Genomic DNA, 14,327 nt, shown 5'->3' on the forward strand with positions numbered 1-14,327 from the left:
ACCTGATGTCCGAAGAAACCCTCAATGGTGCCGCGGCGCCTGCCGATGCCGCCGCCACTGGCCCCTCTTTCACGATCGAGAAGATCTATGCCAAGGACGTCTCGTTCGAGGTTCCCGGCGGCCCGGCCGTGTTCAGCGAGCAGGCGCAGCCGCAGCTGCAGCTGAATCTCAACCAGGCCGTGCAGCGCCTGAACGAGACCAACTACGAAGTCGTGCTCGGGATTACCCTGACCTGCAACGCGGATGACAAACCGCTGTATCTGGTGGAAGTGAAGCAGGCGGGTGTGTTCACCCTGAGTGGCTTCGACGCCGCCCAGCTCGACAACCTGCTGGGTACCCACTGCCCGACCGTGCTGTACCCGTACGCCCGCGCGCTGATCAGCAACCTGGTCCAGTCCGGTGGCTTCCCGCCGTTCTTCCTGCAGCCGATCAACTTCGATGCGCTGTATGCCGAAGGCCTGCGCCAGCGCTCGGAGAAGCAGGCGGAAAGCCTGAGCAACGCCGAGACCGCCGGCAACGCCTGAGTCTCCGCGATGCCGACCCGCTTGACCGAGACCGACGCGTTGCGCATCGCCGTGCTGGGTGCCGGTTCCTGGGGCACCGCCCTGGCCGCACTGATCGCCCGCCACGGACACCAGGCGGTGCTGTGGGGGCGCGACGCTTCGGTCATCGCGACGATCGACCAGGGCCAGCAGAACACGCGTTACCTGCCCGGTGTGCCGTTGCCCGATACCTTGCGCGCGACCACCGATCTGGCCGTGGCGATGGCGGGTGTCGATCTGGTATTGGTCGCAGTGCCTTCGCACGCGTTCGCGGACACCTTGCGTGCGTTGGCGCCGTACCGCCCGGCGCATGCCGGCGTAGCGTGGGCGACCAAGGGCTTTGAGCCCGGCAGCGGCCGCTTCCTGCATGAGGTGGCCGCGCAGATCCTGGCGACCGACCCACCAGGCGTGCCGGTGCCACTGGCGGTGGTGACCGGCCCGTCGTTTGCCAAGGAGGTCGCCCGCGGCCTGCCGACCGCATTGACCGTGCACTCCGACACACCTGCGTTTGCACAGCAGGTCGCCGAGATCCTGCACGGACCGAGTTTCCGCGCCTACACCGGTGACGACATGCTCGGCGCCGAGCTGGGCGGTGCGATGAAGAACGTGCTCGCGGTGGCCACCGGGGTTGCCGATGGCATGGAGTTGGGCCTGAACGCACGTGCCGGATTGATCACCCGCGGATTGAACGAGATGCTTCGCCTCAACCGCGCCCTGGGTGGCCGCCCCGAGACCCTAATGGGGTTGGCCGGTCTGGGCGACCTGGTGTTGACCAGTACTGGTGACCTGTCACGCAACCGCCGGCTCGGATTGGCGCTGGGCCGGGGCCAGTCGATCGAGGACGCGGTGCGCGAGATCGGCCAGGTGGTCGAATCGGTGCAGACCGCCGATGAGGTCATGCGGTTGGCGCGTCGACACGACGTCGAGTTGCCGATTGCCGAGGCGGTATATGCCGTGTTGCATGGCGAGATATCACCGGGCGAGGGCCTGCGCCAGTTGATGGGACGCGAACAAAAAGCCGAGTATCCGGGCGCCCTGTTTGGCTGACATCGCTTGATTGGCAGCTAAAAAAAAACCCGGCCGAGGCCGGGTTTTCTGATCGCGACGATCGGGGAGAGAGAGATCGCAATCTGTTGCAGGGTGCTGCCTAGAACGTGATGCGCGGACCGATGAAGTACTGGGTGTCGCCGTCGACGAACTTGACATCGCCGCTCAGGCCCCAGGTCGGGTTGAACTTGAACTGGGCGCCAAGGCGGCCGTAGAAATCGCCGTCGTAGTCGCTGCCATCCTCATACCCGGCCAGCGCGTAGCCTTCCAGGTTGGGGGTCATCGCGCCACGCACGCCGGCTTCGACGCTGTAACCGTTGAGGCTGTTGTTGAACTCGTCCTCGGAGCGCTCGTAGGCAACCCGGGTCAGCAGGTCCGCACGCGGCGAGATTTCGTGGTTGTAACCGATACCCACGCGCATCTGGTCGATGTCGACACCTTCGTACGGAACCCCGAGGACGCGGAAATCGTCCGTCTTCTGGCCCGAATAGCCGCCGAACACGTGGAAGTTCGGCGCGATCGCGCCAGAACCGGCGATGGCCCAACCGTCGGCGCCCGTGGCGTCGGTATCGGTGTTGATGTAACCGCCTTCGACATAATTATAGGAAACGCCATCGGCCGCGGACGCCGCGAACGGCAGGGCAGCAACCAGGGTCAGGGCGAGCAGTGACTTCTTCATCGGGCTTGGCCTCTCGAATTTGGTGGTTCGTTCGGGTGCGGCCGCCTCAAACCAAGGCGACATCGCGACCCGACGCCGGCAGTATCGCGGATGCAACAAAATCCCAACTGAATAATGTACGTGCCGGTACAGGAACTACAGGCGGCATTCAGGGTCGTGCGGAAGCGGGTGCCATCGCGGTTGGCCATTGACGACGGCATGCACGCGCCCAGCCTAGACTGGATGCGCGGGAACAATGACGGAGACCGTGCCCATGACGCCATCGCCAGCCACCCTCGCGCTTGTCGCCGATGTCGGTGGCACCAATTCCCGTTTCGCGTTGACCGATACCGCCGATCCGCGACCCGGGCTGCTGCAGCCGCGCAAGTTGGCCAACGCCGGTTTTCCGAGCCTGCAACGCGCCGCGGAACACTATCTGGATGAGGTTGGCGTGCGTCCGGCCCGCGCGGCAATCGCAGTGGCCTCCCCGCTGGTCGCCGACGTGATCCAGCTGACCAACCGGGCGTGGTCGTTCAGCCGCGCCGGCTTGCAACAGGCGCTGGGGCTGCACGAGTTGCGGCTGATCAATGACTTTGCGGCGGTGGCGTGGTCGCTGACCGTGCTGCAAGCGGATGACTGGACTGCCCTGTCGGGTCCGGATGCAAACGGGCTGCGGGGGCCGGTCAGCGTGCTTGGACCCGGAACCGGCCTCGGCGTCGGCCAATTGGTCGGCTGCCCGACCGGCGGGTGGCACGTGGTGGCGACTGAGGGCGGCCACGCGACATTCGCCCCGGTCGATGAGCCCGAGCACGCCATCGCGGCCTGGCTGGGGCGAAAGTTTGGCCGGGTTTCCAATGAACGCCTGCTCAGTGGCAGCGGGCTGGCATATATCGACGCGGTGCTGCGTGGCGCAGGTCCGCCGGGCGCCGACGAGGGTGTCGTGTTGCGCGCCCCGGCCGAGATCACCCGGGCGGCGATGGAACGCCAGGAGCCGACGGCGGTGCGTGCCCTGAACCGCTTCTGCGCGATCCTGGGTAGTGTCGCCGGTGACATGGCGTTGATCCACGGCGCGCGCAGCGTGGCGATCGGCGGCGGTATTGCACCGCGCTTCATTCCTTTCCTGCGCGACAGCCCGTTTCGCGAACGGTTCCTGGACAAGGGGCGTTTGACCGCTCGCCTGGAATCGGTGCCGGTGCACGTGGTGACCCATCCCAACCCGGGTTTGCTGGGAGCGGCGGTCGCATTGCGCGCCGCCGGCGCCTGAACCCGCTCAAGGCGGCCGTCCGGCCTGATCCAGATCAGTGCCATACGCGGACACCGTCGCGAGACTGCGTACATCGGCCCGCGGCTCGCCAGCCCGCCACTGTTGCATCGCCTGCAAGGAGCTTCGTCATGACCACCCGCTTCCCATCGATCTCGACCAGCATCCTCGACGCCGTCGGCGATACCCCGCTGCTTGAAGTGGAGGGCATCTACGCCAAGCTGGAGTTCCTCAACCCGTCGGGATCGATCAAGGCGCGTATCGCCAAGTACATGATCGAACAGGCCGAGCAATCGGGCGCGCTCAAGCCCGGTGACACCATCGTGGAAGCCACCAGCGGCAACACCGGCAACGCGCTGGCGATGGTGGCAGCGGTGAAGGGCTACCGGATGCTGGTGGTCATGCCGCAAGGGCTGTCCAGCGAGCGGGTGGCGATTTCACGCGCCTATGGCGCGCAGGTGAGGTTCTGTGGCGACTTCCACGTCAACGCCGCGTTGGAGATGGCGCGTGAACTGGGTGCCAGGCCGGGTCATTTCTGCCCCAGCCAGTTCGAGTCGGAATGGAACGTCGAGGAAAACCGGGTGATCCTCGGCCCCGAAATCCTCGCCCAGTTGCCGGACGGCGTGGTGCCCGACGCGCTGGTGGTCGGGGTCGGCACCGGCGGCACCCTGATTGGTGTCGGCCAGGCGTTCCGTGCGGTCAACCCCAACGTGCGCCTGTTTGCGATGGAGCCATCGGAATCGCGCACCCTGCTTTGCGGTGAAGTGGCGCTGCACCAGATCGAGGGCATCTCCGATGGCTTCGTGCCGGGGATCTTCCAGCGCCACGGCGCACTGGTCGACGAGGTGACCAGCGTTGCCAGCGCCGAGGCGGTACAGGCAATGCGCGACCTCGCCAGCAGGCACGGCTTGTTCTGCGGTCCCAGTTCCGGCGCCCACCTGCTGGCGGCCAAGCGCGTGCGCGAGCGGCACCCGGAGCTGAAAACCGTGGTGACCCTGTTCTGTGACAAGGGCGAGAAGTACCTGCAGGACTACTTCATGCAGGACGAAGGCGAGCTGCCGGAGCCGAGCCCGTTCGCGTAAGCCCGTCGCGCGCCCGGCATGTGCCGCCCGGCGCGGCGCTACCGGCCCGCGCAGTGCCTGACCATCGGCACGGGGACCGGTCCGGCGGGTTGGTTACCATCAAGGACTTGCCGTGGCCGGCCCGGCCGCGCGTTTCGAGCCGGAGCGTGACGATGCGCCAGTCCAGTCTTTCCCTGATTATCGCCGTGGCATTGGGCAGCCTTGTCGGCTGCCAGTCGACACCAGCACCGGCGGATGCGACGGGTACCGCCGTGTCGGCCGAGTCGACCGCGCTGTCGGCACGCTTTGACAAGGTCGCCGAATCGCTGCTGATGAGCGGGCTGGAACGCAGCCCCGAGCGCTCGATCTACGCCGGCCGCTACGACAACGCGGCGACCCTGACCATCCCCGACGCCGCCCGGCGCGCGGACGATCTAGCCTTCGCCCGCGCCGGCCTCGCCGAGCTGGCCGGGTTCGACCCGGCGCGCCTGGCACCCAGCGAGCGCATCGACTACGAGCTGCTGAAGAACCAGTTTGAATCGCGTATCTGGTACCAGACCACGTTCCGCAGCTGGGCCTGGAATCCGGCCAGCTACAACGTCGCCGGGCCGATCGCGCTGTTGCTCAACACCCCCTATGCCGAGCAGGACGCGCGTCTGCGTACCGTGCTGGCGCGGCTGGAGCACGTGCCGGAGTACTACACCGCCGCGCAGGCGAACATCGACAACCCCACCGCCGAGCACGTGGAGCTGGCCATCGTCCAAAGCGATGGCACGTTGAGCGTATTGGGCGATGGCCTGCGCAAGCAGGTGGCCGAGTCGGGTCTGGACGCGACCGAGAAGGCGCTGTTTTCTACCCGCATCGATGCCGCGCGCACGGCTGTCGAGCACTGGGCCGACTGGTTGAAAGCCGAGCAGTCGCAGCTGGCCGATTCGGGTGACGCGCGCTCGTTCCGCATCGGCGAGGAGTTGTACGAAACCAAGTTCGCTTTCGACGTGCAGTCGCATTTCACCGCTGCGCAGCTCCACCAGCGTGCGGTGGAAGCAAAGAACACCCTGCACGAGCACATGGATGGCCTCACCCGCGAGTTGTGGCCCAAGTACTTTCCCGACACCCCGATGCCGGACGATCGCCTGGTCCGGATAGAGCAGATGATCGACAAGCTATCCGCCCGCCATGTCGCCCGCGACGAGTTCTTCGACGAGATCAATCGCCAGATCCCGTTGTTGGCCGACTTCGTGCGCGAGCATGACCTGCTGGATCAGGACCTGAGCCGTCCACTGGTGGTACGCGAGACGCCCGAGTACATGCGTGGCGGCGGCGCGGGAGCCTCGGTCAGCGCGCCGGGCCCGTTCAATCCGACCGCCAACACCTACTACAACGTCAGTCCGCTGGATGGGTACACCGATGCGCAGGCCGAAAGCTTCCTGCGCGAATACAACCACTGGGTGCTGCAGGTGCTCAACATCCATGAGGCGATCCCGGGCCATTACACCCAGTTGATGCACGCCAACAAGAGCCCAAGCCTGATCAAGGCCATGCTCGGCAACGGCGCGATGATCGAAGGCTGGGGGGTGTATGCCGAGCGGATGATGCTGGAGTCCGGTTGGGGCGACCAGGCGCCCGAGATGTGGCTGATGTATGACAAGTGGAACCTGCGCGTGGTCACCAACGCGATCCTCGACTACGCGGTCCATGTGAAGGGCATGACCGAAGCGGAGGCGATGGCGTTGCTGCAGCGCGAGGCGTTCCAGGAAAAAACCGAAGCCGTCAACAAGTGGCGCCGGGTGCGCCTGTCACAGGTGCAGCTGACCTCGTATTTCACCGGCTACACCGAGATCTACGACTTCCGCGAACAGCAGAAGGCGACGTTGGGCGATGACTTCGACTTGAAGACATTCCACAACCGGTTCCTGAGCTACGGCAATGCACCGGTGCCAGCGATCGTGGAGTTGATGACCGAGTAAGTCGCAAGATCCGGTCGTCATCGTGGCGGCGCGCCAGCTGGCGTGCCGTCCTGGTCCAGGTCGCCTGGACGGCTACACGCTGCCGGCAAATCCATGCTGGCGCCAGGCTTCGAACATTACTACCGCGACCGCATTGGACAGGTTCACGCTGCGGTTGTCGGGCTGCATCGGCAGCCGGATCCGCTGCTCCACCGGGACCTGTTCCAGTACCTCCGGCGGCAGCCCGCTGGTCTCGCGTCCAAACAGGAACGCGTCGCCCGGTTGATAGCCCGGGGCGTCAAAGCGGGTTGCTCCGCGGGTGGTCACCGCAAACAGTCGCGGCGTGGCGCGCTGGGTTTCGGTGATCGCGGCCAGCGTGGCGGCGAGGTCATCGTGGACCTGCACCCGGGCGTACTCGTGGTAGTCCAGGCCGGCGCGGCGCAGGCGCTTGTCGTCCAGCTCGAAGCCCAGCGGCCGGACCAGGTGCAGCCGTGCACCGGTGTTGGCGCACAGCCGGATCGCATTGCCGGTATTGGGTGGGATTTCGGGCTGAAACAGGATGACGTTGAACATCGGCACAGTCTAGAAGGCGTAGCCACCCGCGGGAATCCTTCATGGGGCCCAGCGCGGTGGCGTCGTACTGATCCGGTGACCATCGGTGGGGGGGACTTGTGACCCGGTACTCATAACCGCAAGTGCCGTTAAGATTGGTGCTTCCGCCCAAGCCGGGCGATCCACATGCAAAAGGAGTATTTCATGTCCGTATCGTCCAGCTTTCCGGCAACCCCGCACCCGACGGCCGTCCGACGCAGCGTGCTCGCACTGGCGCTGGCAGCCGCCGTGGCGGGTCTTGCCCTGGCCCCGACGCTGGCGCGCGCGGACGTTCGCGCAGACGTTGTTGGCGCCACCGACAACCCGGTCGCGGCCAATGCCGGCACCGAGAACGTGGATATCGCGTACCAGGAGTTCACACTGCCCAACGGGCTGCGGGTGATCGTGCACGAAGACCACAAGGCGCCGATCGTCGCGGTCAACATCTGGTACCACGTCGGCAGCAAGGACGAGCCACGCGGCCGCACCGGCTTCGCCCACCTGTTCGAGCACCTGATGTTCAACGGCTCGGAGAACAATCCGGGCGAGTATTTCGACCCGTTCGAACTGGTCGGTGCGACCGACATGAACGGCACCACCAATACCGACCGCACCAACTACTTCCAGAACGTGCCGACCACCGCGCTCGACACCGCGTTGTGGATGGAGTCCGACCGCATGGGCCATCTGCTCGGCGCGATCGACCAGAAGACCCTGGACGAGCAGCGCGGCGTGGTCCAGAACGAGAAGCGCCAGGGCGAGAACCAGCCCTACGGCCAGGTCTGGACCAAGCTCAACCTTGCCCTGTATCCGGAAGACCACCCGTATCACCACAGCGTGATCGGCTCGATGGCCGACCTCAACGCGGCCTCGCTGGAGGACGTCAAGAACTGGTTCCGCGCCTGGTATGGCCCCAACAATGCGGTACTGGTGCTGGCCGGTGACATCGACCTGGAAACGGCGAAGAAAAAGGTCGCCAAGTACTTTGGCGCGATCCCGGCCGGTCCGGACATGGCGCAGCCGCCGGTCGATGTCGCCGTGCGTCCCGCCGACACCCGCGAGACCATGCACGACGCCGTTCCGCAGGCGCGCATCTACCGGGCCTGGAATGTCGCGCAAACCGGCACCACCGACGTCGACCAGTTGCACGTACTGGGGCAGATCCTCGGCGGCAGCGACACCTCGCGGCTGGAGAAGCGGCTGGTCCACGGGGATAAACTGGTCGACAGCGTCAGCGCCGGCGTCAGCGAGTCGCAGTTGGGCTCCAATTTCCTGGTGACCGCCAGCGTCAAGGAAGGCGTCGACCCGAAAAAGGTCGAAGCGATCATCGACGAGGAGTTGGCCAAGCTGCTGACCAAGGGCCCGACCGCCCAAGAGCTGGAGCAGGCCAAGACGGTGATCCGTGCCGGCTTCATTCGCGGGGTTGAGCGCATCGGCGGCTTCGGCGGCAAGGCCGACGCGCTGGCCAGTTGCGAGATCTTTACCAGCGATGCCGGCTGTTTCCGTGAAAGTATGGAGACGATCGCCGCGGTGACCCCGGCCCAGTTGCAGGCCGTCGGCAAGCAATGGTTGGGCGATGGCGACCACACTTTGGTGGTGCTGCCCGGCGAGCGCACCGCGCTGGCCGAGGAGCCGGCCGTCGAGCCCGCGCCGCTCACGCTGCCGCCGGTCGATCCCGAATACCGCGTGCTGCCGGCCACGGTCGATCGCAGCAAGGGCGTGCCGATGCCCGAACAGTTCCCCGAACTCAAGTTCCCGCAGCTGCAGCGCGCGACACTCGACAACGGCACCAAGGTGATCCTCGCCGAGCGTCACGCCGTGCCGGTGGTGCAGATGAGCCTGCTGCTGGACGGCGGCTACAAGGCCGACGTGCTGAGTGACGGCAAGCTCGGCACCTCGAGCTTCACCATGAGCATGCTCGATGACGGCGCAGCGGGTTACAGCGCGCTGGAGTTCGCCGCTGCGGCCGAGTCGCTGGGCGCGAACCTGAGTGCCAATGCTTCGCTCGACGGCGCCAGTGCCTCGCTGTCGGCGTTGAAGGAGAAGCTCGACCCGTCGTTGGCCCTGTTCGCCGACATGCTGCGCGAGCCGACCTTCGACCAGGCCGAGATCGACCGCATCAAGGCCAGCTGGATTGCCGGTATCAAGCAGGAGAAGGCGCGTCCGAACGCGGCCGCGCTGCGGGTAATGCCGCCGTTGTTGTACGGCGAGGGTCACGCCTACGCGATGCCATTCAGTGGCTCGGGTACCGAAAAATCGATTGCCTCGCTGACCCGTGCCGACCTGGTCGCGTACCACGACACCTGGGTACGGCCGGAGAACGCAACGCTGGTCGTGGTGGGTGACACCACCCTGGAGCAGATCGTGCCATTGCTGCAAAAGCACCTGGGCGACTGGAACGGCGAAGGCAAGCCGGCCGTCACCGCGTCGGTGGCCCAGGTGGCGCTGCCGGATGCGTCGCGCGTGTTCCTGATCGACCAGCCTGGTGCGGTCCAGGCCAATATCTACGTCGGCCAGCTGGTTCCCTCGACGATGTCGGATGACGCTACCGAGTTTGATTTCGCCAACACCGTGCTCGGCGGCCAGTTCAGCTCCCGCCTCAACATGAACCTGCGCGAGGACAAGCATTGGGCCTATGGCGCCTACAGCTTCTCGCCGGACGCGCTGGGACAGCGGCCGTGGCTGGCGTTCGCGCCGGTTCAAATCGACAAGACGGCCGAGTCGATGGCCGAGATGAAACGCGAGATCACCGAATACGCGGATGGCTCGGCGCCGGCGACGGCCGAAGAAGTCGCGAAGGTGCGTTCCAACGAAATCCGCAGCTTGCCAGGCGCCTATGAAACCGGCCGCGCCGTGCTTGGGACGCTCGCCGGGATCGTGCGCTACGACCGCCCGGATGATTACGTGTTCGAGCACCAGGCCGAGATCAAGGCATTGACTCCGGCGCAGGTGGCCGAGGCCGCCGGCACCATCGCGCCGGATGCGCTGACCTGGGTGGTGGTGGGTGACCTGGACCAGATCGGCGCGCCGGTGCGGGCGCTCGAGCTGGGCACGGTCCAGGTGCTGGATGCCGATGGCAACCCGGTTGCCGCCACGGCGAAGGCGACGCCGGAAGCGGCGCCGGACGCGATCGAAGCCGTTGACGCCACGGAAACCGACGGCAACGCCGACTGAAGTCGACGTATCTCATCGCAACCAACCGGGTGGGCGCGCACCGCGTGTCCGCCCGGTTCGCCCTTGCCCAGTTCAGGCCTGCCTGGTTCACACTTGGCTTGTTCAGGGCCGGGTGCAAAAGCGTTGCGAAAGGAGGCCACAATTGAGTCCCGCCCACCGATCCCAGGAGTTCCCATGATTCGCCTGCTTATCCTCGGCTGCGCCACGCTTGCCTTCACCAGTGGCTGTACCTGGGTGCCCATGGCTCCCGGTGCCAGCGCGGTGCAGGTGATTTCCGCCGGTCCGGCGCCCACCGGTTGCACCAAGCGCGGCGACGTTGCCGTGTCAGTCAAGGACAGCGTGGTGTTCTACGAGCGCAATGACCTGCGGGTGCGCGAGGAACTGGAGACCCTGGCCCGCAATGAGGCACCGGGTATCCAGGCCGATACCATCCAGCCGCTGGGGCCGCCATTGAAAGGTGAACAGCGCTTCGCGGCCTACGACTGCGGCGGCAACCCGTCGGTTGCCAATCCGGTGGCCCCAGTCGCGCCCAGGGGCGAGGTGCAGACCTATCCGGTCGGTGGCTGACCCGGGCAACGGCGGATTGGTTAATGCAGGCTTGCCTGCAAAGCGTTAATCTGTCTGGATACCTGTCTTTCTGGTCTACCATTCATGCAGTTCCAACATGTCGCCATTGCCGGCCTGGCCCACATCGACGCGCCGCGCCGGCTGAGCTCGGACGAGATCAACCTCCGGCTCAAGCCGACGCTGGACCGTCTGGGTATCCGCACCGACGTGTTGGGTGATATCGCCGGTATCCATGCGCGACGTCTTTGGGACGGCGACATGCTCGCGTCCGATGCGGCCACCTTGGCCGCAGTCAAGGCGCTGGCGGATGCGGGCATCGATCCCAACCGGATTGGCCTGCTGGTCAACACATCGGTCAGCCGCGATTACCTGGAGCCATCCACCGCCTCGATCGTCAGCGGTAATCTCCGCCTGCCCGACACCTGCCAGAATTTCGACGTCGCCAATGCCTGCCTGGCGTTCATCAATGGCATGGATATCGCCAGCCGCATGATCGAGTGCGGCGAGATCGACTACGCACTGGTCGTGGATGGCGAGACCGCCGACCTGGCTTACGAGAAAACCCTGGAGCGCATGACCCGCGCCGACTCCACCGAGGCGGATTTCCGTAGCGAGTTGGCCACCCTGACCCTGGGCTCGGGTGCCGCGGCGATGGTGATGGCGCGCGCCGAGCTGGCGCCGGGTGCACCGCGCTACAAGGGCGGGGTGAGTCGTGCGGCGACCGAATGGAACAAATTGTGCCGGGGCAATCTCGACGGCATGGTCACCGATACCCGCCTGCTGCTCAGCGAGGGCATCAAGCTGGCTGAGAAAACCTTCGCGGTGGCCAAGCAGAAGCTCGGCTGGGTCGCCGAGGAGCTGGATGAGTTCGTGATCCACCAGGTCAGCAAGGTCCACACCGCTGCCTTCACCAAGGCGATGGGTATCGATCCGAAGAAAGTCCTGACGATATTCGGCGAGCACGGCAACATCGGACCGGCATCGGTGCCGATCGTACTCAGCAAGTTGCGGGAGATGGGTCGATTGAAAAAAGGTGACCGGGTGGCACTGCTGGGCATCGGTTCGGGTCTGAACTGTTCGATGGCCGAGGTGGTCTGGTAACCGCCAGCCCGTAACGCGGTGCCTTGTACCGCCCGCGTTGCTTACATCGCCGGGCACGCCGGGTCGCGTCCGGCGTAGACGGCACATATTTCCTGCCGACACTTGAGGCCCTTGGCGCTGTTGGGCGCCGGGCATTCGCGCAAGTTCGCCTGGATCTGCTGCGAGCGACTCGGCGTCGCGTCAGCACGACTCACGCGGCGCACCAGACCGACGCCGACCTTGTCGGTCGCTTCCATCCTCTGGATCAGGGCGTCCAACCCGCTGGGTTGCAGGCTGGCGGGCGCCTGGATGTTGCGCAACAGCGTGGCAAGCAGGTCGGCCTGGATGCCACCCGTTCCCGCTGGCTGTGGGACGCGCGGTGTGCGGCCGGAGCTCACAGGGCCGGTTGGCAGGGAGGTGGCTGAGCGGACGGGACTGACGGATGCATCTCGCCGGCCCCGGGTGGCGACGGCAATGCCCGCAAACGGTGATGGCCCGCTAACCGATGGGGTCGAGCGGCTCGCCGAGCCGTCTTGAGTTCGTGGGTCATTTCCGCTGTCGGCAGTTCCGGGCGTGACGGCGGATGGGTCGGAGGCGTCGTCGATAATCGTCGCTGCGAACCGCATGGCCGGTCCGATCATGCTGGCATCGCTCGCCGCGTGCGGCGTTGGCTGGGCCGCCGGCTCCGCAGGCATACCGTCGGTCGCGCCAGAGTCAGCGCGCCACAACGCGCCCTGCCACAACCCCCCGCCGACAAGCATCACCAGCGCGGCTAGCGACAGCCGTAACCACCAGCGGCGCGGCCTGCCTGCGACCGTGGGCGACGCGGGCTTGCCGCCCGCCATGTCTGCTAGGATTCGCGCCGACGACGGGGCCGGCGCGGTATGTTCAGGTGTGCCGGCCAGCAAGCTGGGGCGGCGGGACTTGGCTTCTTGCCGATCCACGTGGACTCCTTTCCGAGCCGGTCCAATCCGGCAAGCTTTGATCCTTGATCCAGTATGTCCCGATACGGTGTGAACCGGGCCGGGTGCGTCGGCATTCTGCGGCGGGGCCGGGGCCGCGTCAATTCGACGGCCGGCAGCGGCCGGACCACAACCTGGGAAGTGATGATGACGCTATGGATGGCGATGTTCTTCGCAGTGACCGCTGCGGTGGCGTGGCTGATGCTGTTCCCGGCCGCGCGTGACGACGTGTTGGCGGGGGTGGGCCGGTGGCGGTCGCGGGTGGCCGGCGCGATCGCGCGCTGGCAGTTGCGGGCCAGCGGCCGCGGGGCTGATTCGTCGCGCGCGCTGCGCGAAGCAACTGGCCGACTGGTGGGCGGTTTTCGGCGCCACCGGTGGTTGCTGATCGGCACTGTGCTGGTGGTGTCGGTGCCGCCGGTGCTGATCCTGCAGCTGCGCCAACAGGTCACGTTGGAAGGATTCGATGGTGCAGCCGCAGTCGCCTCCGATCACCACGTGCTCGAACTGCTGCGCGGCGAGCGCCTGGCGCCACCTCCAGAGTTGCCACCGGCGTTCTTCCTCGCGGCCGAGGCCGCGTTGCAAGCCGACGTTGCGCGCCGCGTGGCGGATACCGGGGCGCCGGTGGCCATTTCCAGTGCCGACCGCAAGTGGGCCCGGATCGAGCCGTCATTCCAGCAGCGGGTGCTGGCGATCTACCAGGTGATGCGTGAGCAACATGGCTACCAGATGGTGCTGGTCGAGGGCTACCGCAGTCCCCAGCGGCAAGCGGCGCTGGCACGCAGGGGGGGCGCCGTGACGGGGGCGAAGGCTGGCCAGAGCTGCCACCAGTATGGACTTGCGGTGGACAGCGCGTTGTACCGCGATGGCAAGCTGCAATGGGACATGGATGATCCGTGGACCCGACGCGGCTACTTCCTGTACGGCGAGGTGGCAGCCGATGCCGGGCTGGAGTGGGGCGGCAACTGGCGCAGCATCAAGGATTACGTCCATCTCGAACAGAAGACGGCGTGCCGTCACGCGCGCCGCGCGGCCGGTTACTGATCGTCGCCGGCCGCGGGTGCCAACCCCAGGTGACTCCTGCTATTGTTGGCGCTGGCAACTGGATGCCAATCGCCCTTCGGGGCCGCCAGCAGGGAGCACGGCCAATGTCCAAGCCTTTCATCGTCGTGGGCGACAAGATCGACCATGGCGGCACCGTCGCCAGCAGCACCGCGACCACCGATATCAACGGCCTGCCGGTCGCCCGCATCAACGACAAGGTCACCTGCAGCCAGCACGGTGACACCGTGATCGTGACCGGCGACCCAACCACCATCATCGACGGCCAGCCGGTCGCCCGCCACGGCGACAAGACCGCCTGCGGGGCGACGTTGATTGCGAGCCAGACCCAGACCTTTATCGGCTGAGCGGACCCCAGGGAGCGAGGCGTCGGCGCACG

12 protein-coding genes and 1 pseudogene are annotated in these 14,327 nt (G+C 66.2%); 10 read left to right on the top strand and 3 right to left on the bottom strand.

Annotated features, from left to right (window positions below):
* Positions 1–5: 5 nt before the first annotated feature.
* Complete coding sequence (gene secB, locus ACW7G1_RS01335; RefSeq protein ID WP_456977973.1) at positions 6–524, top strand: protein-export chaperone SecB; 519 nt, start codon at positions 6–8, stop codon at positions 522–524.
* 9 nt (positions 525–533) lie between these two features.
* Positions 534–1,589: an NAD(P)H-dependent glycerol-3-phosphate dehydrogenase gene (locus ACW7G1_RS01340; protein WP_456977974.1), complete on the top strand. Its 1,056-nt coding sequence runs from the start codon at positions 534–536 to the stop codon at positions 1,587–1,589.
* A gap of 100 nt (positions 1,590–1,689) precedes the next feature.
* On the opposite strand, the gene ACW7G1_RS01345 is transcribed toward ACW7G1_RS01340, so the two are convergent.
* Positions 1,690–2,268, bottom strand: a complete 579-nt coding sequence (locus ACW7G1_RS01345; RefSeq protein ID WP_456977975.1) for an outer membrane beta-barrel protein — start codon at positions 2,266–2,268, stop codon at positions 1,690–1,692.
* Positions 2,269–2,521: 253 nt separating this feature from the next.
* Here ACW7G1_RS01345 and glk point away from each other — a divergent pair, with 253 nt between their 5' ends.
* From glk to ACW7G1_RS01360, 3 genes are all read left to right on the top strand, one after another.
* Positions 2,522–3,511 carry a glucokinase gene (glk, locus tag ACW7G1_RS01350; protein WP_456977976.1) on the top strand — a complete coding sequence of 330 codons (990 nt, stop codon included), beginning with the start codon at positions 2,522–2,524 and terminating at the stop codon, positions 3,509–3,511.
* 128 nt (positions 3,512–3,639) lie between these two features.
* Positions 3,640–4,590: a PLP-dependent cysteine synthase family protein gene (locus ACW7G1_RS01355; protein WP_456977977.1), complete on the top strand. Its 951-nt coding sequence runs from the start codon at positions 3,640–3,642 to the stop codon at positions 4,588–4,590.
* Positions 4,591–4,742: 152 nt separating this feature from the next.
* Complete coding sequence (locus ACW7G1_RS01360) at positions 4,743–6,536, top strand: DUF885 domain-containing protein (protein ID WP_456977978.1); 1,794 nt, start codon at positions 4,743–4,745, stop codon at positions 6,534–6,536.
* 72 nt (positions 6,537–6,608) lie between these two features.
* Here ACW7G1_RS01360 and ACW7G1_RS01365 read toward each other — a convergent pair whose 3' ends face one another.
* Positions 6,609–7,088 (bottom strand): tRNA (cytidine(34)-2'-O)-methyltransferase, encoded by a 480-nt coding sequence (locus tag ACW7G1_RS01365; protein WP_456977979.1) that lies wholly within the window; start codon positions 7,086–7,088, stop codon positions 6,609–6,611.
* Between the two features lie 183 nt (positions 7,089–7,271).
* Here ACW7G1_RS01365 and ACW7G1_RS01370 point away from each other — a divergent pair, with 183 nt between their 5' ends.
* The 3 genes and pseudogenes from ACW7G1_RS01370 (at position 7,272) to ACW7G1_RS01380 (ending at position 11,948) form a co-directional block, all read left to right on the top strand.
* Entirely contained in the window at positions 7,272–10,280 is a 3,009-nt protein-coding gene (locus tag ACW7G1_RS01370) for a M16 family metallopeptidase (RefSeq protein ID WP_456977980.1), read from the top strand.
* Between the two features lie 177 nt (positions 10,281–10,457).
* Positions 10,458–10,766, top strand: a pseudogene (locus ACW7G1_RS01375) (DUF4156 domain-containing protein); the annotation flags it as partial.
* Between the two features lie 165 nt (positions 10,767–10,931).
* A complete protein-coding gene (locus tag ACW7G1_RS01380; protein WP_456977981.1) occupies positions 10,932–11,948 on the top strand; it encodes a 3-oxoacyl-ACP synthase III in 1,017 nt (338 codons plus the stop codon).
* A 41-nt stretch (positions 11,949–11,989) separates the two neighbouring features.
* Here ACW7G1_RS01380 and ACW7G1_RS01385 read toward each other — a convergent pair whose 3' ends face one another.
* Positions 11,990–12,325 (bottom strand): hypothetical protein, encoded by a 336-nt coding sequence (locus tag ACW7G1_RS01385; RefSeq protein ID WP_456977982.1) that lies wholly within the window; start codon positions 12,323–12,325, stop codon positions 11,990–11,992.
* Positions 12,326–13,036: 711 nt separating this feature from the next.
* Here ACW7G1_RS01385 and ACW7G1_RS01390 point away from each other — a divergent pair.
* Together ACW7G1_RS01390 and ACW7G1_RS01395 are read left to right on the top strand one after the other, a co-directional pair.
* On the top strand, positions 13,037–13,930 hold the full coding sequence (locus ACW7G1_RS01390) for a M15 family metallopeptidase (RefSeq protein ID WP_456977983.1): 894 nt from the start codon (positions 13,037–13,039) through the stop codon (positions 13,928–13,930).
* 104 nt (positions 13,931–14,034) lie between these two features.
* A complete protein-coding gene (locus ACW7G1_RS01395; protein WP_456977984.1) occupies positions 14,035–14,295 on the top strand; it encodes a PAAR domain-containing protein in 261 nt (86 codons plus the stop codon).
* Positions 14,296–14,327: the final 32 nt, after the last annotated feature.

This window comes from Lysobacter sp. A378, assembly GCF_054052125.1.

Bases quoted from the DNA above. Each gene is read 5' to 3' on its own strand.
- ACW7G1_RS01355 (WP_456977977.1), top strand. From the start codon at position 3,640: ATGACCACCCGCTTCCCATCGATCTCGACCAGCATCCTCGACGCCGTC.
- ACW7G1_RS01395 (WP_456977984.1), top strand. From the start codon at position 14,035: ATGTCCAAGCCTTTCATCGTCGTGGGCGACAAGATCGACCATGGCGGC.
- ACW7G1_RS01370 (WP_456977980.1), top strand. From the start codon at position 7,272: ATGTCCGTATCGTCCAGCTTTCCGGCAACCCCGCACCCGACGGCCGTC.
- secB (WP_456977973.1), top strand. From the start codon at position 6: ATGTCCGAAGAAACCCTCAATGGTGCCGCGGCGCCTGCCGATGCCGCC.
- ACW7G1_RS01340 (WP_456977974.1), top strand. From the start codon at position 534: ATGCCGACCCGCTTGACCGAGACCGACGCGTTGCGCATCGCCGTGCTG.
- ACW7G1_RS01380 (WP_456977981.1), top strand. From the start codon at position 10,932: ATGCAGTTCCAACATGTCGCCATTGCCGGCCTGGCCCACATCGACGCG.
- glk (WP_456977976.1), top strand. From the start codon at position 2,522: ATGACGCCATCGCCAGCCACCCTCGCGCTTGTCGCCGATGTCGGTGGC.
- ACW7G1_RS01365 (WP_456977979.1), bottom strand. From the start codon at position 7,088: ATGTTCAACGTCATCCTGTTTCAGCCCGAAATCCCACCCAATACCGGC.
- ACW7G1_RS01390 (WP_456977983.1), top strand. From the start codon at position 13,037: ATGACGCTATGGATGGCGATGTTCTTCGCAGTGACCGCTGCGGTGGCG.
- ACW7G1_RS01345 (WP_456977975.1), bottom strand. From the start codon at position 2,268: ATGAAGAAGTCACTGCTCGCCCTGACCCTGGTTGCTGCCCTGCCGTTC.
- ACW7G1_RS01360 (WP_456977978.1), top strand. From the start codon at position 4,743: ATGCGCCAGTCCAGTCTTTCCCTGATTATCGCCGTGGCATTGGGCAGC.